General features: G+C 71.7%; 18 protein-coding genes. 9 read left to right on the top strand and 9 right to left on the bottom strand.

Annotated elements, in window-relative coordinates:
* Positions 1-213: 213 nt before the first annotated feature.
* The 4 genes from ACIG3E_RS39205 to miaA all read right to left on the bottom strand — a co-directional run bounded on the left by ACIG3E_RS39205 (position 214) and on the right by miaA (position 5,323).
* Entirely contained in the window at positions 214-2,382 is a 2,169-nt protein-coding gene (locus ACIG3E_RS39205) for a RelA/SpoT family protein (RefSeq protein WP_399625629.1), read from the bottom strand.
* A 451-nt stretch (positions 2,383-2,833) separates the two neighbouring features.
* Entirely contained in the window at positions 2,834-3,724 is an 891-nt protein-coding gene (dapF, locus tag ACIG3E_RS39200; RefSeq protein WP_399625627.1) for a diaminopimelate epimerase, read from the bottom strand.
* 61 nt (positions 3,725-3,785) lie between these two features.
* Positions 3,786-4,277: a hypothetical protein gene (locus ACIG3E_RS39195; protein ID WP_399625666.1), complete on the bottom strand. Its 492-nt coding sequence runs from the start codon at positions 4,275-4,277 to the stop codon at positions 3,786-3,788.
* Positions 4,278-4,384: 107 nt separating this feature from the next.
* A complete protein-coding gene (miaA, locus tag ACIG3E_RS39190) occupies positions 4,385-5,323 on the bottom strand; it encodes a tRNA (adenosine(37)-N6)-dimethylallyltransferase MiaA (RefSeq protein WP_399625624.1) in 939 nt (312 codons plus the stop codon).
* Positions 5,324-5,504: 181 nt separating this feature from the next.
* Between miaA and ACIG3E_RS39185 the strand changes: the two genes are divergently transcribed.
* Both ACIG3E_RS39185 and ACIG3E_RS39180 read left to right on the top strand, forming a co-directional pair.
* Positions 5,505-5,810: a hypothetical protein gene (locus tag ACIG3E_RS39185; RefSeq protein ID WP_399625623.1), complete on the top strand. Its 306-nt coding sequence runs from the start codon at positions 5,505-5,507 to the stop codon at positions 5,808-5,810.
* Positions 5,811-5,834: 24 nt separating this feature from the next.
* Entirely contained in the window at positions 5,835-6,110 is a 276-nt protein-coding gene (locus ACIG3E_RS39180; RefSeq protein WP_399625620.1) for an antitoxin, read from the top strand.
* A gap of 432 nt (positions 6,111-6,542) precedes the next feature.
* On the opposite strand, the gene ACIG3E_RS39175 is transcribed toward ACIG3E_RS39180, so the two are convergent.
* Together ACIG3E_RS39175 and miaB are read right to left on the bottom strand one after the other, a co-directional pair.
* Positions 6,543-7,268 (bottom strand): class III extradiol dioxygenase subunit B-like domain-containing protein, encoded by a 726-nt coding sequence (locus ACIG3E_RS39175; RefSeq protein WP_399625618.1) that lies wholly within the window; start codon positions 7,266-7,268, stop codon positions 6,543-6,545.
* A gap of 122 nt (positions 7,269-7,390) precedes the next feature.
* On the bottom strand, positions 7,391-8,899 hold the full coding sequence (gene miaB, locus ACIG3E_RS39170; protein WP_399625664.1) for a tRNA (N6-isopentenyl adenosine(37)-C2)-methylthiotransferase MiaB: 1,509 nt from the start codon (positions 8,897-8,899) through the stop codon (positions 7,391-7,393).
* Positions 8,900-9,203: 304 nt separating this feature from the next.
* Between miaB and ACIG3E_RS39165 the strand changes: the two genes are divergently transcribed.
* A complete protein-coding gene (locus ACIG3E_RS39165; RefSeq protein WP_399625662.1) occupies positions 9,204-9,989 on the top strand; it encodes an SAM-dependent methyltransferase in 786 nt (261 codons plus the stop codon).
* A gap of 64 nt (positions 9,990-10,053) precedes the next feature.
* Here the strand turns inward: ACIG3E_RS39165 and ACIG3E_RS39160 are convergent, their stop codons facing one another.
* A complete protein-coding gene (locus ACIG3E_RS39160) occupies positions 10,054-10,986 on the bottom strand; it encodes an MBL fold metallo-hydrolase (RefSeq protein WP_399625616.1) in 933 nt (310 codons plus the stop codon).
* 128 nt (positions 10,987-11,114) lie between these two features.
* Here ACIG3E_RS39160 and ACIG3E_RS39155 point away from each other — a divergent pair, with 128 nt between their 5' ends.
* A complete protein-coding gene (locus ACIG3E_RS39155; RefSeq protein ID WP_399625613.1) occupies positions 11,115-11,612 on the top strand; it encodes a MarR family winged helix-turn-helix transcriptional regulator in 498 nt (165 codons plus the stop codon).
* An 84-nt stretch (positions 11,613-11,696) separates the two neighbouring features.
* The gene (locus ACIG3E_RS39150) at positions 11,697-12,692 is read left to right on the top strand and encodes a TAXI family TRAP transporter solute-binding subunit (protein ID WP_399625611.1); all 996 of its coding nucleotides are present in this window, start codon (positions 11,697-11,699) and stop codon (positions 12,690-12,692) included.
* Here ACIG3E_RS39150 and ACIG3E_RS39145 read toward each other — a convergent pair.
* Both ACIG3E_RS39145 and ACIG3E_RS39140 read right to left on the bottom strand, forming a co-directional pair.
* The gene (locus ACIG3E_RS39145; protein WP_399625609.1) at positions 12,682-14,112 is read right to left on the bottom strand and encodes a sensor histidine kinase; all 1,431 of its coding nucleotides are present in this window, start codon (positions 14,110-14,112) and stop codon (positions 12,682-12,684) included. The genes ACIG3E_RS39150 and ACIG3E_RS39145 overlap by 11 nt on opposite strands.
* A gap of 9 nt (positions 14,113-14,121) precedes the next feature.
* On the bottom strand, positions 14,122-14,814 hold the full coding sequence (locus ACIG3E_RS39140) for a response regulator transcription factor (RefSeq protein WP_399625607.1): 693 nt from the start codon (positions 14,812-14,814) through the stop codon (positions 14,122-14,124).
* Between the two features lie 382 nt (positions 14,815-15,196).
* Between ACIG3E_RS39140 and ACIG3E_RS39135 the strand changes: the two genes are divergently transcribed.
* From ACIG3E_RS39135 to ACIG3E_RS39120, 4 genes are all read left to right on the top strand, one after another.
* Entirely contained in the window at positions 15,197-15,973 is a 777-nt protein-coding gene (locus ACIG3E_RS39135; RefSeq protein ID WP_030680539.1) for an amino acid ABC transporter ATP-binding protein, read from the top strand.
* Positions 15,974-16,069: 96 nt separating this feature from the next.
* On the top strand, positions 16,070-16,909 hold the full coding sequence (locus tag ACIG3E_RS39130) for a glutamate ABC transporter substrate-binding protein (RefSeq protein WP_399625603.1): 840 nt from the start codon (positions 16,070-16,072) through the stop codon (positions 16,907-16,909).
* Between the two features lie 92 nt (positions 16,910-17,001).
* On the top strand, positions 17,002-17,667 hold the full coding sequence (locus tag ACIG3E_RS39125; RefSeq protein WP_399625600.1) for an amino acid ABC transporter permease: 666 nt from the start codon (positions 17,002-17,004) through the stop codon (positions 17,665-17,667).
* The gene (locus ACIG3E_RS39120) at positions 17,664-18,602 is read left to right on the top strand and encodes an amino acid ABC transporter permease (protein WP_399625597.1); all 939 of its coding nucleotides are present in this window, start codon (positions 17,664-17,666) and stop codon (positions 18,600-18,602) included. Before ACIG3E_RS39125 ends, ACIG3E_RS39120 begins: the two co-directional genes overlap by 4 nt.
* Positions 18,603-18,778 lie beyond the last annotated feature (176 nt).

The following is an 18,778-nucleotide window of genomic DNA, read 5'->3' as shown; positions in this document are numbered from 1 at the left end:
CAGCGCGTGCCTTCCGTGCCGTGATGACGCGCGCCGGGCCACTCGAACGAGTCGGGGCGGGGGTGGCCGGATGCCTCAGCGGCACGGCCGGGCGAGCGGATCGGAGCCCGCTGGGGCGCGGAGTGGTGGGCGGGCGCCCCTCGCTGCCCCCAGGGCGTCGGCGGCCCTCCGGGGCGTCGCCGTAGCCCTTCTCAGGGCGTGGCCGCGTCCCTCTTAGGATGTCGCCGCGGCCCGGTGCTGTGCCCTGCTCACGTCGTACACCCCAGGTACGTTCCGCATCGCGCGCATGAGGCCGGGCAGGTGGGCGGCGTCCGGGAGCTGCAAGGTGTACGTGTGGCGGACGCGCTGCTGGCTGGGTGGCTCCACGGTCGCCGAGACGATGGCGGCGCCTTCCAGGGCGATGGCTTCGGTGAGGTCGGCGAGGAGGTGCGGCCTGCCGAACGACTCGGCGATGAGCGTGACCCGGCACTCGGCGCTGTCCCCCCAGCGCACGCCCACCTCCGGGCGCCCCACGCCCTTCATGCGCGCCACCGCCGGACAGCTCACGCGGTGGACGGTGACGACGCCGCCGCGTACCGCGAATCCCGTGACCTCGTCGGGCGGTACGGGCGTACAGCAGCCCGCGAGGCGCACGGTGGCGCCCTCCCGGTCGACCACGACGTTCGCGGCGGCCGGGCGCAGGGCCGCCGCCACCGGTGGTCGTGGGGCCGCCGCGGGCACGGTCGCGGGCGGCGGGGGCGCCAGCGCGGGCTGGCCGGCGGCCGGGGCCGGGTGGGCGGCGAGCCAGCGCCGGATGGCGATCCGCGCGGCGGGGGTGCGGGCGTGGTCGAGCCACTCGCGTGAGGGCCCCGACGTGGGGTCCTGGCCCATGAGGAGCTGCACCGAGTCGCCGTCCCGCAGGACCGTGCTGAGCGTCGCGAGGCGGCCGTTCACGCGCGCCCCGATGCAGGCGTGGGCGTCCTCGCCGTACTGGGCGTAGGCGGCGTCGACGCAGCTGGCGCCCGCGGGAAGGCCGAGCGTGCCGCCGTCGGGGCGGAAGACGGCGATCTCGCGGTCCTGGGCGAGGTCCTCGCGCAGCGTGGACCAGAACGTGTCGGAGTCCGGCGCGGCCTGCTGCCATTCGAGGAGGCGCGAGAGCCAGCCGGGCCGGGTGGGGTCGGCGCGCTCGCCGTCGGCGGGCTGGTCCTCCACGGGGGGCGCGTACGGGCTGCGCAGGGCGACGACGCCCGCCTCGGCGACGCGGTGCATCTTGTGGGTGCGGATGAGGACTTCGGCGACCTCGCCGTCCGGGCGCGCGACGGCCGTGTGCAACGACTGGTAGAGGTTGAACTTCGGTACGGCGATGAAGTCCTTGAACTCCGCGACGACCGGGGTGAAGTAGGTGTGCAGCTCGCCGAGCACCCCGTAGCAGTCGGCGTCCTCATTGACGAGGACGAGCAGGCGCCCGAAGTCGGCGGGGCGCAGCCCGCCGCGTTTGCGGTGCACGCGGTGCACGGAGACGAAGTGGCGCGGCCTGATGAGCACTTCGGCCGCGATCCCGGCCTCGCGCAGCACGCCGCGTACCTCTTCGGCGATGTCCGCGAGGGGGTCGGAGCCGTCGGCGTTCTTCGCGGCGATGAGGCCCTCGACCGCGGCGTACTCCTCGGGGTGGAGGATCGCGAAGACGAGGTCCTCCAGCTCGGTCTTGAGGGCCTGTACGCCGAGCCGCTCGGCGAGCGGGATGAGCACGTCGCGGGTGACCTTGGCGATGCGTGCCTGTTTCTCGGGGCGCATCACGCCGAGGGTGCGCATGTTGTGCAGGCGGTCGGCGAGTTTGATCGCCATCACGCGGACGTCGTTGCCGGTGGCGACGAGCATCTTGCGGAAGGTCTCGGGCTCGGCGGCCGCCCCGTAGTCCACCTTTTCCAGTTTGGTGACGCCGTCGACCAGATAGCACACGTCCTCGCCGAACTCGGCGCGCACCTGATCGAGCGTCACGTCCGTGTCCTCGACCGTGTCGTGGAGTAGGGACGCGGTCAGGGTGGTCGTCTCGGCGCCCAGTTGGGCCAGGATCAGGGTGACGGCGAGCGGGTGGGTGATGTACGGCTCGCCGCTCTTGCGCGTCTGGCCGCGGTGTGAGGACTCCGCGAGGACGTAGGCGCGGCGCAGCGGCTCCAGGTCGGCGTCCGGGTGGTGGCCGCGGTGGGCCTCGGCGACGTGGCTGATCGCGTCCGGGACGCGGCCGCGCGCGGCGGTTCCGAGGAGCGCGGCCCAGCCGAGTCTGCGCAGGTCGAGCCGGGGGCGGGCGCGGCGCCGCTGGCCCGTGGAGCCCGCTGTCGCCGGGATCGAGCCCGTGGGCGTTGTGGGGCCGGGCGTCGCGGGATTCGTGGCCTCCGCACTCATGGGCACCTCCGGCAGCTCCGACCGGCGGTGTACGAACGGCAGCCTGCTCCGTCCGGGCCGGTGCTTGATGCTACCGAGCCCATCACGCGGTGCTGACCCGCTCTCGCCGAGCGTGAAACGGATCACCCATTCGAGCGACAGTTCTGTGAAGTGCTGTTTCGAGTGATGATTCGACTGGGACGAGTACTGTTTCGACACCGAGGAGCGCCATCGTGACGGGGCAGGCCCCCGTTTCGACTGTTTCCACCGCCGGACAGGCGCCCGGCGGCGCCTGGAGGCGTTGCGCGAGGTGGGTGCGGCCACGTGGCGCACAGGTGGCGCCCTGACGCTCGTGCCGCGGGCTGGAGGGCCGACACGGCCCCCCTCAGGCGCCCGGGCCTCGGAGAGCCTGCCGCCCCGCGCGCGGCAGGCCCAGCGCTCCACCGGGCGGTCAGCGGCCCGCCCCTCGCCCTCAGCGCGTGACCGCGGCCAGCCACTCCGGGGCGATCTCGCCTTCGGCGACGATCACGGCGGGGCCCGTCATCTCGATCTCGCCGTCGGGCCGCTCGGTGATCACCAGGCTGCCGCCGAGCACGTCCACGGTGTACGTCACCGGGGTGCCGGTCGCCGCGGGGTCCAGGCCGTCCCTGCGGGCCGCCGCGACGGCGACGGCGCACGCGCCCGTGCCGCACGAGCGGGTCTCGCCGACGCCGCGCTCGTGCACGCGCATGGCGACGTGGCGGGGGGCGCGGTCGACCACGAACTCCACGTTCACCCCGTCCGGGTACGCGGTGGCAGGGGCGAACGGCGGCGGCTCGTAGAGGTTCCCCGCGTGCGCCAGGTCGGTGACGAAGGCGACGGCGTGGGGGTTGCCCATGTTCACGTTGCGCGCGGGCCAGTGGCGGTCGGCCACGGACACCGTGACGTCGCCTTCGGGGAGCACGGCCTTGCCCATGGCGACGGTGACGTCCCCGGCCGGGCCGCCGGGGGTGGCGGGCTTGGCGATGTGCACGCGCTTCACGCCGCCGCGGGTGGCCACGGCCAGGTCGCCCTCGGCGACGAGCCCTGCGCGCTGGAGGTAGCGCGCGAACACGCGCACGCCGTTGCCGCACATCTCGACGATCGAGCCATCCGCGTTGCGGTAGTCCATGAACCATTCGGCCTCGTCGGCCAGATGCCGCGCGTCCGGGTGCGCGGCGGAGCGCACGACGTGCAGCAGGCCGTCGCCACCGATGCCCGCGCGCCGGTCACACAGGGCCGCCACGGCGGCCGGGGACAGCTCGATGGTGTTGTCGGCGTCGGGGACGATCACGAAGTCGTTCTCGGTCCCGTGCCCCTTGAGGAAGGCGATCGGCGTGCTCATCCCTCGATCGTACGGGGTGGGTACGACACCGCCGGAAGAGCGGCCCCGCGCGGCCTCCGGCTCAGCGGAGCCGGGCCACCCGCCACACCGCGAGGACGGCGGCGGTGGCGACGACCAGGGTGTACGCGCCGACCACCCGCCAGTCCGGGCGCCGCCCCGAGCCGCGCTCCGGCAGACCCGGCCAGGTGTAGCCGACGCGGCGGGCGGCCATCATGCCCCAGCCCGCCGCGCAGGAGCTGATGAGCAGCCCGAGCATGGCGACCACGGCACCGCCGTCGCCGAACTCGAAGGCCAGCGGGAAGGCGAACATCAGGGAGCCGACGGCGGCGAGGATCACGATCGGCGCGAGCTGCCAGATGCGCAGCCGGCGCTGGGGGCGCAGTTCGACCTCGACCTCGGGCTCCGCGGCGAGCTCCGCCTCGGAGGGTCCGTCGTCGGTCACGCCGCCCGCGGTGACGTCCTGGCTGTCCGGGCCGTCGGGGCTGAGCCGCGCTCCGTCCGGAGCGGTGTGCCGCTCGCCGTCATGTGCGGTGTCACGAGGGCCGGCCTCCATCGCCACGCGCCCTCCCACTTCGGACTCCACTGGTCGATCGATGGTCGATGATGGCACGGCGTCAGGTGCCGCGATGACCGGCGGAGCGTCCCGATGCCATCACGTGATCAGGCTGTGACCGCTCGTTCGACCAACGCCGCTGCTCGCCCGGGGAGTTCCCCGCGGTCGACGGCGGCTCCGCTGAGCCAGTGCACCCGGGGATCACGGCGGAACCACGAGTCCTGACGGCGCGCGAAACGCTTGGTAGCGCGTACGGTTTCGGCGCGCGCCTCTTCCTCGGTGCACTCCCCCGCGAGCGCCGCGAGGATCTGCTGGTAGCCGAGCGCGCGGGACGCCGTGCGCCCCTCCCGCAAGCCCTGCGCCTCCAGCGCGCGCACCTCGTCGACGAGCCCCGCCTCCCACATGCGGTCCACGCGCACGGTGATGCGCTCGTCCAGCTCGGGACGGCCCACGTCGACGCCGATCTGCACGGTGTCGTACACGGACTCGTGGCTGGGCAGGTTGGCGGTGAAGGGCTTCCCCGTGATCTCGATGACCTCCAGGGCGCGGACGATACGGCGGCCGTTGCCGGGCAGGATCGCTCGGGCCGCTCCGGGGTCGGCGGCGGCGAGCCGGGCGTGCAGCACGCCGGGGCCGTGCTGCTCCAGCTCGTCCTCCAGGCGGGCGCGCACGGCGGGGTCGGTGCCGGGGAAGTCCAGGTGGTCCACGGCCCCCCTGACGTACAGGCCCGAGCCGCCGACGAGGATCGGCCAGCGGCCCTCGGCGAGCAGCCGGTCGATCTCGGCGCGCGCCAGCTTCTGGTACTCGGCGACGCTCGCGGCCTCGGTGACGTCCCAGATGTCCAGGAGGTGATGCGGGACGCCGGCGCGCTCGGCCACCGTCAGCTTGGCGGTACCGATGTCCATCCCTCGGTACAGCTGCATCGAGTCGGCGTTGACGACTTCGCCGCCGAGGCGCTGTGCCAGGAAGACTCCCAGATCGGACTTTCCGGCCGCTGTGGGCCCGACGACGGCGATGACCCGCGGGGCGGGGGCTGCACTACTCACCGCCCCAGTCTCGCAAACCACGCCGCGACTGCCCGAACGAGCTACGTGACGGCACGGCTGCGGGTTCGTTGCCTGTTGCGAGGTCCCGGCCGCCGGTTTCGAGGCCGGTAACCCGGGCGACGCAATCGGACGCACCGGGCGGCGCGGGATTTCGCCCACACGAGTAACGTATGGAGTAGTTATGGGTGTCTTTTCACGGTTCCGCCGCAAGAAGTCCGAGGCCTCGACCGAGGAGGCAGCGGCGGCGACGCTCACGGCGGAGCCGGAGGGTGCCGCCGGGTCTTCCGATGCCACGGAGACCGCCGAGGCCGAGGCAGCCGCCTCGGACGATGCCACGAGCGAGGCGAAGGCCGAGGACGGCAAGGACGATACGGGCGACAAGGCGGAGGCCACCGAGGCGGCCGCCGCGGAGAACGTGGAGATCCCCAAGCAGCAGTCCGCCCAGGAGGCGGCCGACAACGAGGCCGGTGAGGGCGCCCGCAAGTGACTCCCGGTGAGGCAAGGTGAACCGATGGGCTTCCTGCAGAACCTGAAAGCCAAGCTCGCCCCCGCGAAGGACAAGGTCTCCGGCCTCGCGCAGCAGCACGGGGACAAGATCGACCAAGGCCTGGACAAGGCCGCGAAGATGGTCGACAGCAAGACCAAGGGCAAGTACAGCGACAAGATCCAGACGGGGACGGGCAAGGCGAAGGACGCCCTGGATCGCCTCGCCGGGAGCCACGACGGCAAGGGCACGGGGGGCGGCACCACTCCCCCGTCGTCGCCGTCACCCCCGTCGGCCTCCTGAACACACCGACGGACGGCCGTGAAGCGCGCTGAGCTTCACGGCCGTCGGCGTGTGCGGTGGGCCGAGGGCGGCGGGTGGGGTCGCAGGGGGCGCCTCGCCACGTATGCCTCGTGAGGCGTGTCGTGTGCCGTGTGTCGATGCGTGTAGTCGACGTGTACGGAGACCGTCGTCGGCAGGTGCGGGGACCTCGTCGGGGTGTCCGCCGGGGGCCGTGACGGGCTTGCCGAAGCGGTCGGGTGTCGGCCAGATCCAGGTGGGCTCGCCGAAGCCGTCGGCGGGCCACCGAGGTCGCTCACGGCCCGCCACAGCTGCTTGACGCCCCACACGGACACAGCGCCTGCCTGGGCTGCTGACCGGCCCGCCCAGGGCACCGGCGACCTGCGGGCGCCGCGCCCTGAGCACCGCTCACAGCCTGGCGGCCGCCAGGCCCGCCTAGGACCAGGTCGCCACCAGATACCCCACCCCGTAGGGCGCGTCGTCGAAGAGCAGGGCTCCGCGCAGGCCCGCGCCCTCGGCGGCGCCCGCGAGCACCTGCCAGGGGGCGCGGCCCGCGGCCTTCAGCTCGTACGCGAGCTCGGCGTCCAGGGACTTGAGGGCCGCCACGTCCGCCGCGCCCAGCGCCTCGGCGACGCGCGCGTCGAAGCCCTCCGCCCGGTCGTCGAGATAGCCGGGCGCCTTCAGCGTGCGGCAGGCGCTGGAGTCGCCCATGACCAGCAGTGCCACCCGGTCCGCGCGGGCGGCGATCGCCTCCCCGCTCTGGATGCACCGCTCGGGCTCGAGCGGTTCCCCCACGCCGAGGCCCTCCACGGGCGCGGCCGACCACTTCGTGCGGCCGAGCAGCCACGCGCCGACGGCCAGGGACGTCGGGAGCTCGCGCTCCGGCGCCGTAGCGCCCTGCCCGGGGGACGCCTCGCCCAGTGTGACGTCGAGGTCCACACCGAAGCCGCGGAACGACCCGGGGGCGCCTTGCGCATGGGGGCCTCGGCCGCTCCGGTCGGCAGGGCCGACGACCACCAGGAGGTCCGGCCGGGAGGCCGCGAGGACGGCGATCGCGTCCGAGCAGGCCGCACGCGCGGCGTCGAGCTCGGGCGCGGCGCCCGCGGCCACCTCGGGCACGAGCAGCGGCGGGCAGGGGCAGACGGCAGCGGCGACAAGCATGATCCGCAGCGTAACGCTCCCCACGGACAGCGGGGAGGGCGACCGCCGGGGCGCGGTGGAGTCGGGCAGGCCGGGAGACAGGGCGGGCCGGGTGCCCGTGCGGGGCACCCGGCCGCGAACCGTCAGTCCAGGCTGCAGCCGCCGCCCGTGGCCACCGGCAGGGGCTCCGGGACACCCACCTTGGGGAGGCCGAGCAGGACACCGGCCGGCTTCGCGGCCTCGGTGGTGTTGCGCTTCTCCCAGGCGTCGCCCGCGCGCGTGCGGCGCACGTCGAGCACGGGTCCCTCGGCGAGCAAGTGGTGCGGCGCCGCGTACGTCACCTCGACGGTCACCACGTCGCCGGGGCGCACCTCGGTGTCCGGCTTGGTGAAGTGGACCAGGCGGTTGTCGGGGGCGCGGCCGGAGAGGCGGTGCGTGGCGCCGTCCTTGCGGCCCTCGCCCTCGGCGACCATGAGCTCCAGGGTGCGGCCGACCTGCTTCTTGTTCTCCTCCCAGGAGATCTCCTCCTGGAGGGCCACCAGGCGCTCGTAGCGCGCCTGCACGACCTCCTTGGGGATCTGGCCGTCCATCTCGGCGGCGGGGGTGCCGGGCCGCTTGGAGTACTGGAAGGTGAAGGCCTGGGCGAAGCGGGCCTCGCGGACCACGTGCAGGGTCTGCTCGAAGTCCTCCTCGGTCTCCCCGGGGAAGCCCACGATGATGTCCGTGGTGATGGCCGCGTGCGGGATGGCGGCGCGGACCTTCTCGATGATGCCCAGGTAGCGCTCCTGGCGGTAGGAGCGGCGCATCGCCTTCAGGACGGGGTCCGAGCCGGACTGCAGCGGCATGTGCAGCTGGGGCATCACGTTCGGCGTCTCGGCCATCGCGGCGATCACGTCGTCCGTGAAGTCGCGCGGGTGCGGCGAGGTGAAGCGGACCCGCTCCAGGCCTTCGATCGCGCCGCAGGCGCGCAGGAGCTTGCTGAAGGCCTCGCGGTCGCCGATGTCGGAGCCGTACGCGTTGACGTTCTGGCCGAGGAGCGTGATCTCGGAGACGCCCTCGGCGACGAGGGCCTCGATCTCGGCGAGGATGTCGCCGGTCCTGCGGTCCTTCTCCTTGCCGCGCAGGGCGGGCACGATGCAGAAGGTGCAGGTGTTGTTACAGCCGACGGAGATCGACACCCAGGCCGCGTACGCGCTCTCGCGGCGCGTGGGCAGCGTCGAGGGGAACGCCTCCAGGGACTCGGCGATCTCGATCTGCGCCTCTTCCTGGACGCGGGCGCGCTCCAGGAGGACCGGCAGCTTGCCGATGTTGTGCGTCCCGAAGACGACGTCGACCCAGGGGGCCTTCTTGACGATGGTGTCCCGGTCCTTCTGCGCCAGACAGCCGCCGACGGCGATCTGCATGCCGGGGCGCGAGGCCTTCCTCGGGGCGAGGCGGCCGAGGTTGCCGTACAGGCGGTTGTCGGCGTTCTCACGCACCGCGCACGTGTTGAAGACCACGACGTCGGCGTCGCCGTCGGAGCCTTCGGGGGCGCGCACGTACCCCGCGCCCTCCAGGAGCCCGGAGAGGCGCTCGGAGTCGTGGACGTTCATCTGGCACCCGTAGGTGCGCACCTCGTAGGTCTTCAATCCGTCCACTGCTCCACCAGCCACGTCGTCACCGCTCACCCGTCCAGGGTAAGGGCTTGGATCAGTACACCGTGCGGAGCGGCCCGGCGGCCCCGGCCGGGCGGCGACAGCCCTGCGGGGCGGCGCCCTCCCGGCCGGGCCGGGCGCCCCCTTGTGGCGGTCCGGTCCTGAGCACCCAACTCACCCCGCTAGATTGCGTGTTGGCAACCGCACCGGCCCACCCCTCGCGCCAGGAGGCGATCACGTGACCGGGAACCCTTCCCCTGAGGTTCCGCCGAGCACCCAGGAACCGTCCCCCAAGGACGCCGCCGACGCCGTACGGAGCCGGATCAACACCGCGCAGCCGCACACGGCGCGGATCTGGAACTACTGGCTCGGCGGCAAGGACAACTACGCGGTCGACCGGGAGGCGGGCGACCGCATCCGCGAGCTGCACCCCGGGATCGGTGACTACGCGCGCGCGGACCGCCTCTTCCTGGGCCGTGCGGTGCGCCACCTGGTGACGGACCTCGGAGTGCGCCAGTTCCTCGACGTCGGCACCGGCCTGCCGACGGCCGACAACACGCACGAGGTGGCCCAGCGGATCGCCCCGGAGTCACGCATCGTCTACGTAGACAACGATCCGCTGGTCCTCACGCACGCGCGTGCTCTGCTGACCAGCTCCCCGGAGGGGCGCACCGACTACCTGGACGCCGACATGAGGGACGTTGAGAGCGTCCTGAAGCACGCGGCGCGGACCCTGGACTTCAGTGAGCCGGTCGCACTGATGCTCCTGGGGGTCGTGATTTTCATCGACGACGACCAGGAGGCCTACGGTCTCGTGCGCCGCCTCATGGACGCCCTGCCCGCCGGGAGCCATCTGGTCCTTTCGCACACGATCACCAGCCCGGCGATGCCGGACGTGGACGCGGCGGTGGCCTTCTGGAACGAGCACGGCACTCCGAAGCTGACGCAGCGCACGCCCGACCAGGTGGCCCGGTTCTTCGAGGGTCTCGATCTGCTGGATCCCGGTGTGGTCTCGTGCTCGCGCTGGCGCCCGGAGGGGACCGACGGCGATCCGGCGGCACTGCCGGACGAGGTGGCCATGTACGCGGGCGTGGCCCGCAAGGGCTGAGCCGCACACACAAAGGCCCGCACGCACAACGGGCCGCCCGGACAATGGGCCCCCGCGCGGCCCGTCAGGGCAGCGGGACCCAGACCGTGCGCCCCCGGGAGTCCCGTTCCGCCCGGCCGAAGACCACGTCCGCGAAGTGGATGCCGAAGCCCAGCGTGTCGGGCTCGGTCAGCTCGTTCACGAGCCAGTGGCGGTACTCGGCCGCGACGCCGGGGTCGTGGTCGACGGCCGCCGACCACTCCGGGTGGGTGACCTGGACCGGCGAGTGCAGGGCGTCGCCGAAGGCCAGGAGCCGCTGCCCGCCCGAGGTGATCTCGAAGGTCACGTGCCCCACGGTGTGGCCCGGCCGCACGAGGGCGCGTACGCCGGGGAAGACCTCCTCGCCGTCCGTGACCGTGCGCACCTTGGGCGCGAGGACGGCCAGGACCTCCTCGGTCGCGCCGTGGCTCGCGGCCAGGTGGCGCTGGTCCCACTCAGGCCGCGCGAAGAGGTAGGCGGCGCGCGTGAAGGCGGGTTCGGTGCCGCCCGGGGCGGGGTTCCAGGCCCACCCCAGGTGGTCGCCGTGCAGGTGTGTGAAGGCGACCGCCTCGATCGTGCCGGGGTCGCGGCCCAGCTCGTCGAGGCTGTCGAGGAGCCTGCCGCTGCTCAGGGCGCCTATCAGGGGGTTGTCCGGGGCGTCCGCGAAGGCCTGCGGGCCGAATCCGGCGTCGATCAGCAGGGCACGGTCGCCGTGCTCGACGAGCAGCCCGCCGACGCTCGCCACGAGGTGTCCGTGCTCATCCAGGTGGTCCGCGTACGTCGCCCAGTCGCTGTCGGTCGCGGCGGGCAGCCAGCCACCGGGCTTGAGGCCCACGGCCCCGTCCGCCACATAGCTGACGCGCAGTTCGCCGAGGTGGAACGTGCGGGTGCGGGCGGGCCTGCGGAGCCGCTCGGCCTCCGCACGCGGCGGCGCGACGGCGTCGACGGGCGCGTCAGCGGTGTTCTCGGGCGTGGGCATGGGGCCTCCAGGGCGGTCGGTTCAGCCGTCGGTGCGACGGTCGCGCCGCCGCACCGAGAGAAACGTTAGAGCTAGAACCATTCGAGTTGCAACCATTCGAGTTGCATGGAGTGAGTAGGCTGGGAGCCATGGCGAACACGCGCGGGAACGCTCAGGAAGCCGACCAGGCGGGCCGTACGGCGGTCGCGAGCGCGGAGACGGACCCGGCGGCGCCTGCGGACCTCCCAGCGGCCGACTGGCGCGTCTGCGGCCTCGTGAACGCCCTCGCCCGGCGGATCGAGACGCACGTGCGCGAGCACGCCATCGCCCTCGGCCTGACCGCGCCGCAGGCGATCGCGCTGCGGGAGCTGACCGGGCCCCTGACCCTGCGCGAGCTGGCACAGCGGATGAGCTGCGAGCCGTCCAACGCCACGTTCGTCTCCGACCGCCTGGAGGAGCAGGGCCTCGTCGAGCGCCGCCCCCACCCCAGCGACCGCCGCGCCAAGCAACTCGTCCTCACTCCCCAAGGCACCGCCCTGCGCGAGCGTCTGATGGCGTCGCTCTCCAAGGAGTCCCCTCTCAGCCCCCTGTCGGACCGGGAGCAGGACACGCTCCGCGACCTCCTGACGCGGGCCGTGGTGCGCTGAGTCACCCCTCCGGAGAGGGCGCCTTTCCCGTCGGGCCGCTCGGGCCCTGGTCACCACGGCGAGGCGAATGGCAGGATCGCGCCCATGTTCGCGGCCCTGTCCCACCTCACCCGACGGCGCGCCCTCCAGGGCTCGGCCGCGGGCCTCGTGGTGTTCGGGCTGCTCCTGTGGTGGCTGCTCCCGGTGGGCGACGAGTCGCCCAAGGGGCAGATGAGCTTCAGCACGGGCGTCAAGGGCGCCGTCTACGAGACGTACGGGAACCTGCTGCGGAGCGCCGCCGCCAAGGACATGCCGGACGTCACCATCGACCTCCTGAACAGCCAGGGGTCGCAGCAGAACGTGCAGCGGGTGGCCACCGGGAAGGCCGACTTCACCATCGCGGCGGCCGACGCCGTGGAGAAGTACCGCCTGGACGGCGGCCCCGGAGCGGACCGGCTGCGGGGCTGCGCCCGGCTGTACGACGACTACGTACACATCGTCGTGCGCCGCTCGTCGGACATCATGTCGGCGCGGGACCTGCGCGGGAAGAAGGTCGCCGTCGGACAGCCGCGCTCCGGGGTGCAGCTGATCGCCGACCGCGTCCTCCAGGCCGCCGGGCTCGACCTGAAGAAGGACCTCACGGCGCTGCCCGCCGGCATAGACACCGCGCCCGAGCTGCTGCGGCGCGGCAAGATCGACGCCTTCTTCTGGTCCGGCGGACTGCCCACGACGTCCGTGCAGAAGCTCTCCGAGCGCATGAGCATCCGCCTCGTACCGCTCGGCGACCTCGTCGACGCCCTGCACCGACAGGGCCGCGAGTCGCGCTACTACCGTGCCGCCGTCATGCCCGCCGACGCCTATCCAGAGGCCCAGCAGAACGCGTCCGTGCGGACCCTGGCCGTGGCCAACCTCCTGGTGACCACCAACCGCGCCGACCCGAAGCTGACGGAGGGCCTGACCCGTACGGTCATCGACAGCCGCGACCGCATCGGCGCGCGCGTGCACGCCGCGCAACTGGTCGACCTGCGGACGGCCCTGTACACGCACCCCTTGGCGCTGCACGAGGGCGCGCGGCGCTACTACCGCTCGGTCAAGCCTTAGCCGCGGGCCTGCCCGCGGGAGCCTGCCGGGGCACCCCGAGCGTCGCCTTCAGACCGTGCGGCTCGTGGCGCGCGTACTCCAGGGAGCCGCCGCCCGCGGCGAGCAGCGCCCGGGAGATCGACAGGCCGAGGCCGGAGCCCTTCACGTTCTGGTGCCGGTTGCTGCGCCAGAAGCGGTCGCCGATGCGGGCCAGCTCGTCGTCGGTGAGGCCCGGGCCGCCGTCGGTGACGACGACCGTCGTCGTCGCGTCGGCCGAGGCGACCCGCACCTCGACCCGCTCCCCCTCCGGCGTGAACTTCAGGGCGTTGTCGATCACCGCGTCCAGGGCGCTGGACAGCGCGATCGGGTCCGCCCAGCCGGTGGTCGCCGGGCAGTGCCCCTCCAGGCGCACGCCCCGCTCCTCGGCGAGCGGGCGCCAGGACGCCACGCGCTCGGCCGCCAGCTCGCCGATGTCGGTGAGCTGGAGGTCCGCCGCGGCGTGCTCGGCGAGCGCCAGGTCCAGGAGGTCGTCGAGGACCTGGGCGAGACGCTTGCCCTCGGTGCGGACCGAGGCGATCTCCTCATTGCCCTCGGGCAGCTCCAGGGCGAGCAGCTCGATGCGCAGGAGGAGGGCGGACAGGGGGTTGCGCAGTTGGTGGGAGGCGTCGGCGACGAAGGCACGCTGCTGCTCCAGGACGTCCTCGACGTGGTCGGCCATCTCGTTGAACGAACGGGCCAGGCGCCGGAGTTCCGGCGGCCCGCCGGCCGCCGCGACCCGGGAGGCGAGGCGCCCGGTCGCGATGTCGTGCGTGGTCGCGTCCAGGACGCCCACCGGACGCAGGATCCAGCGGGTGAGGCGCAGCGCGGCGCCGACCGCGAGGAGCATCGCCGCCGACTCGCCCGCGACGATCAGGAGCCAGCCGTGCAGGGTCTTCGCACGCATGCGCCCGGTGGGCGAGTCGGTGACGACGACGGCGACCACGTCTCCGTCGCGGATCACCGGTGACGCCACGACGATGCGCCCGCCCTCCTGCCAGGGCCACACCTGGGGCGGGTCGTGGCTCCCCCGGGAGCGCAGCGCCTCTTCGAAGGCGTCGCTCACGGGGTGGCCCGCGCCGGGCAGGAACCACGCGGCCGGGGCGTGCGCCATGGGGTACCTGTCGCGGAAGAAGACACCCGCCTTGATGCCGTAGACCTCGTTGTAGTAGTCGAGTTCCTTCTGGAGGGTCTCGCGGCGCTCGTCCTTGTCGCGCAAGCGCGAACCGGCGGGCCGTTTCGTGACGAACTGCGCGAGCGAGGCGAAGCGCGCCGTGTCGTCGATGCGGTCGACGACGACCTTCTGCTGCTGGGCCGACGCCACGCTCACGGCGAGGGGGAAGCCCAGGGCCAGCAGGACGCCCGCCATCAGGACGATGAGCAGCGGCAGGAGGCGGGCGCGCACCTGGCCCCGCTACGACGCCGGGGCGACGAGCCGGTACCCGACTCCGCGCACGGTCTCGATCAGGGCGGGCATGTGCAGCTTGGCCCGCAGGGACGCGACGTGCACCTCCAGCGTGCGGCCCGTGCCCTCCCAACTGGTGCGCCACACCTCGCTAATGATCTGCTCCCGGCGGAAGACCACCCCGGGCCGCTGGGCGAGCAGCGCGAGCAAGTCGAACTCCTTGCGGGTCAGTTGCACCTTGGCACCGTCCACGCTGACCTGACGGGTGGGCAGTTCGATGCGTACGTTGCCGAGCCGCAGTTCCGTCTCGGCGGGGGCCGCGGCGGCCTCGGCCGCGGACGGGCGGCGGGTGACCGCGTGGATGCGTGCGATGAGCTCCCCAGTGTCGTACGGCTTCACTACGTAGTCATCGGCTCCGAGGTTCAGGCCGTGGATGCGGGAGCGCACGTCGGCGCGGGCCGTCACCATGATGACCGGGGTCCGCGTGCGCTTGCGGATCTTCCCGCAGACCTCATAGCCGTCCTGGTCGGGCAGGCCGAGGTCGAGGAGCACCACCCCGAAGGGTGCCGCGTCGCCCGGCAGCAGGGCCTGGAGGGCCTCCTCGCCGTTGCGCGCGTGGGTGACGGCGAAGCCGTGCCGGGCCAGGACCGCGGACAAGGCGGCGGCCACGTGGTCGTCGTCCTCGACGAGCAGCAGTCTCATGCGGCCCTCCTCCAGCCCATAGGCTCCCCTGTAGTTCATCGGTCGTACCGTCAGTTCATTGATCGTTCCGCTCCCGCTCGCGTGCGGGGTACGCCCTTTGTCGTAGGCGTCTCGTACGCGCGCGTGCGCGCGGATCCAGCGGTGTGCCGGACGCCGCGACGCGCCCCAAGGCATCCACGCCGATGGATAAGGACCGCGTCAAGGCCCTTCGGGTCACGGACACGTTCCGTTATGCACCCGGTACGCGCGCGGGGCGCCCTCTTCACACGGTGTGTCCGGTTGCGGCCGGATCGTTATGCTCAATTTCCCCTCAGATGTAATGACGCTGGTCGCACCGGGTTACTACTGTCCTCCCAACCCGAGGAGGATGGAGCAACAAGCCGTGACCGAAGTATCGGTGACCAAGGACGCCATACCCGCGGCGGACGACCTTGTCGTGTTGAAGAACGTCAACAAGCACTTCGGCGCACTGCACGTCCTCCAGGACATCGACCTGACCATCGCCCGCGGCGAAGTCGTCGTCGTGATCGGGCCCTCCGGGTCCGGCAAGTCGACGCTGTGCCGCACGATCAACCGCCTGGAGACCATCGACTCCGGCGCGATCACGATCGACGGCAAACCGCTGCCCCAGGAGGGCAAGGAGCTCGCCAGGCTCCGCGCCGACGTGGGCATGGTCTTCCAGTCCTTCAACCTCTTCGCGCACAAGACCGTGCTCGAGAACGTGATGCTGGGCCAGGTCAAAGTGCGCAGGACGGCCAAGGCGGAGGCGGAGGAGAAGGCACGCGGTCTGCTCGACCGCGTGGGCGTCGGCACCCAGGCCGACAAGTACCCGGCGCAGCTCTCCGGTGGCCAGCAGCAGCGTGTGGCGATCGCCCGGGCGCTCGCCATGGGGCCCAAGGTCATGCTCTTCGACGAGCCCACGTCCGCGCTCGACCCCGAGATGATCAATGAGGTCCTCGAGGTGATGCAGCAGCTCGCCCGGGACGGCATGACCATGGTCGTCGTCACCCACGAGATGGGCTTCGCCCGGTCGGCCGCCAACCGGGTCGTCTTCATGGCGGACGGCCGGATCGTCGAAGAGGCCACGCCGGACCAGTTCTTCAGCAACCCGCGCAGCGACCGTGCCAAGGACTTCCTGTCGAAGATCCTGCACCACTGACGCGCCGCACGCGCTCCCGCGCGCGGGACGCCTCATCGGACGCATGACGCTCGGCAGCGTCTCCCCCAACCTCCGCCGAAACGAAGGATGTTCACCATGAAGGTTCGCAAGGTCACCGCGGCAGCCTCCGTTCTGCTCGCACTCTCCCTCACGGCCACCGCGTGTGGCGGCGACGACGACAAGGACGACAAGGGCTCCGGCGGGGGCGGCAAGGTCACCATCGGCATCAAGTTCGACCAGCCCGGCCTCGGCCAGAAGACGCCGGACGGCAAGTACGAGGGCTTCGACGTCGACGTCGCCACCTACGTGGCCAAGAAGCTCGGCTACAAGGAGGGCGACATCGAGTGGAAGGAAGCCAAGAGCGCCGACCGCGAGACGATGCTCCAGCGCGGTGACGTCGACTTCATCGCGGCGACCTACTCGATCACGCCGGAGCGCGAGGAGAAGGTCGACTTCGCGGGTCCGTACCTGCTCGCCCACCAGGACGTCCTGGTCCGCGCCGACGACAAGTCGATCAAGTCGCCGAAGGACCTGAACAGCAAGAAGCTCTGCTCGGTGACCGGCTCGACCTCGGCGCAGAACGTCAAGGAGAAGCTGGCGCCCAAGGCCCAGCTCCAGAACTACGGCGCCTACTCCCAGTGCCTGACCGGCCTGCAGAGCAAGGCCATCGACGCGCTCACCACCGACGACTCGATCCTCGCCGGTTACGCCGCGCAGAAGAACTTCCAGGGCAAGTTCAAGCTCGGCGGCTTCAAGATGACCAACGAAAACTACGGGATCGGCGTCAAGAAGGGCTCCGACCTCAAGAAGAAGATCAACGACGCGCTGGCCGCGATGGTCAAGGACGGCTCGTGGGAGAAGGCCGTGAAGGCCAACTTCGGCCCGGCCAACTACAAGAACGAGCCCGCCCCGAAGATCGGCGACATCGTCAAGTAAGCAGGACGTGAGGGGCGTGCCGCTCGCCGTGGCGGCACGCCCCTTCGCCCTCTACGCGGAAGCTGTCCCTCTACGCGGAAGCGCGGGAGAACGTGTTCGACTTTCTTGAAGGCTATGACCTGTGGGGGGCCTTCTGGGAGACGGTGAAGCTCACCGGACTCTCAGCGGTCGGCTCCCTGATATGGGGAACCGTGCTGGCGGGCATGCGCGTCAGCCCCGTACCCCTGATGCGCGGCTTCGGAGCCGTCTACGTCAACGTCGTGCGGAACATTCCGCTGACCATCATCATCGTGTTCACGTCGCTCGGCCTGAACCAGACGCTGCTCATCGACCTGGGTGCGTCGACCATCGACGCGACCAACTTCCGCCTGGCGGTGCTCGGTCTGACCGCCTACACGGCCGCCTTCGTCTGTGAGGCGCTGCGCTCGGGCATCAACACCGTGCCGTTGGGCCAGGCCGAGGCCGCCCGCGCGATCGGCCTGAGCTTCACACAGGTCCTCACCCTGGTCGTGCTCCCGCAGGCCTTCCGCTCGGTGGTGGCTCCGCTCGCCAACGTCCTCATCGCGCTCACGAAGAACACCACCGTGGCCGCCGCGATCGGTGTCGCCGAGGCGGCCCTGCTGATGAAGGGCATGATCGAGAACGAGGCCCAGACGATCGCGATCGCCGCCGTCTTCGCGTTCGGCTTCATCTGCCTCACCCTTCCGACCGGTCTGATCCTCGGCTGGGTCAGCAAGAAGGTGGCGGTCAAGCGATGAACTCCGTCCTCTACGACGTCCCGGGCCCCCGCGCCAAACAGCGCAACATCATCTACTCAGTGGTCTTCCTGGTCGCCGTCGGCCTGGTGGGCTGGTGGGTCTACAACGCCCTGTCGGACAAGGGCCAGCTCGACTGGGAGAAGTGGAAGCCCTTCTTCACGGACAGCAGGTCCTGGACGACGTACATCTGGCCCGGCCTGGAGAACACGCTCAAGGCAGCTGCGTACTCCATGGTCATCGCACTGCCCCTGGGTGCGGTGCTCGGTATCGCGCGCCTCTCGGACCACCTGTGGGTGCGCATCGTGGCCGGCACGATCGTGGAGTTCTTCCGCGCGATCCCGGTCCTCATCCTGATGCTGTTCGCCAACGCGGCCTTCGCCGAGTACAGCGACGTCACCTCCGACGACCGGCCCATGTACGCGGTCGTGACCGGACTCGTCCTGTACAACGCCTCCGTGCTCGCGGAGATCGTGCGGGCGGGCATCCTCGCCCTGCCCAAGGGCCAGACCGAGGCGGCCAAGGCCATCGGCCTCCGCAAGGGCCAGACCATGCGGTCCGTGCTCCTTCCGCAGTCGGTCACGGCGATGCTGCCCGCGATCGTCAGCCAGCTCGTGGTCATCGTGAAGGACACCGCGCTCGGCGGCGCGATGCTGACCTTCCCCGAGCTCCTGTCGACCGTCAGCACGATGAGCGGCTACTACGGTGCCAACGTCATCGCCAGCTTCACGATCGTCGCGGTGATCTACATCGTGCTGAACTTCATCCTCACGTCGTTCGCCTCCTGGCTGGAGCGCAGGCTGCGGCGCGGGAAGAAGTCCACCGGCGCGATGGTGCCTCCGGCGGCCGTGGCGGGAACGTTCGCGACGGGAGACGGCGGTGGCGCCCTGGGCGCCCTCGGTGGCGGCACGGGCGACACCGGTGGCAGCACCAACTGAGCCGACCGCCCCGGCGCTCACCCGATGATCTGCAAGAACGAAGGCAGTGGCGATCACGCCACTGCCTTCGTCGCTTGACGCAGGAACCAGCAGTGGGTTGCATACGTTCTGTGATCGTGCACCGGGTTTCAACTGCCATTTCCTGTACGTACGTCCAGCGCTCGCGGGCAGTCCTG

Origin of the sequence: Streptomyces sp. NPDC053474 (assembly GCF_044544845.1) — a bacterium.
In the GTDB taxonomy this organism is placed as follows: domain Bacteria; phylum Actinomycetota; class Actinomycetes; order Streptomycetales; family Streptomycetaceae; genus Streptomyces.
Note: the sequence above shows the minus strand (reverse complement) of the source record. Positions and strands in the feature narration are given on the sequence as shown.

What these genes read in the sequence shown, in the direction of transcription:
- ACIG3E_RS39205 (WP_399625629.1), bottom strand. Translation starts at nt 2,382, where the DNA reads ATGAGTGCGGAGGCCACGAATCCCGCGACGCCCGGCCCCACAACGCCC.
- dapF (WP_399625627.1), bottom strand. Translation starts at nt 3,724, where the DNA reads ATGAGCACGCCGATCGCCTTCCTCAAGGGGCACGGGACCGAGAACGAC.
- ACIG3E_RS39195 (WP_399625666.1), bottom strand. Translation starts at nt 4,277, where the DNA reads ATGGAGGCCGGCCCTCGTGACACCGCACATGACGGCGAGCGGCACACC.
- ACIG3E_RS39185 (WP_399625623.1), top strand. Translation starts at nt 5,505, where the DNA reads ATGGGTGTCTTTTCACGGTTCCGCCGCAAGAAGTCCGAGGCCTCGACC.
- ACIG3E_RS39180 (WP_399625620.1), top strand. Translation starts at nt 5,835, where the DNA reads ATGGGCTTCCTGCAGAACCTGAAAGCCAAGCTCGCCCCCGCGAAGGAC.
- ACIG3E_RS39175 (WP_399625618.1), bottom strand. Translation starts at nt 7,268, where the DNA reads ATGCTTGTCGCCGCTGCCGTCTGCCCCTGCCCGCCGCTGCTCGTGCCC.
- ACIG3E_RS39160 (WP_399625616.1), bottom strand. Translation starts at nt 10,986, where the DNA reads ATGCCCACGCCCGAGAACACCGCTGACGCGCCCGTCGACGCCGTCGCG.
- ACIG3E_RS39155 (WP_399625613.1), top strand. Translation starts at nt 11,115, where the DNA reads ATGGCGAACACGCGCGGGAACGCTCAGGAAGCCGACCAGGCGGGCCGT.
- ACIG3E_RS39150 (WP_399625611.1), top strand. Translation starts at nt 11,697, where the DNA reads ATGTTCGCGGCCCTGTCCCACCTCACCCGACGGCGCGCCCTCCAGGGC.
- ACIG3E_RS39140 (WP_399625607.1), bottom strand. Translation starts at nt 14,814, where the DNA reads ATGAGACTGCTGCTCGTCGAGGACGACGACCACGTGGCCGCCGCCTTG.
- ACIG3E_RS39130 (WP_399625603.1), top strand. Translation starts at nt 16,070, where the DNA reads ATGAAGGTTCGCAAGGTCACCGCGGCAGCCTCCGTTCTGCTCGCACTC.
- ACIG3E_RS39120 (WP_399625597.1), top strand. Translation starts at nt 17,664, where the DNA reads ATGAACTCCGTCCTCTACGACGTCCCGGGCCCCCGCGCCAAACAGCGC.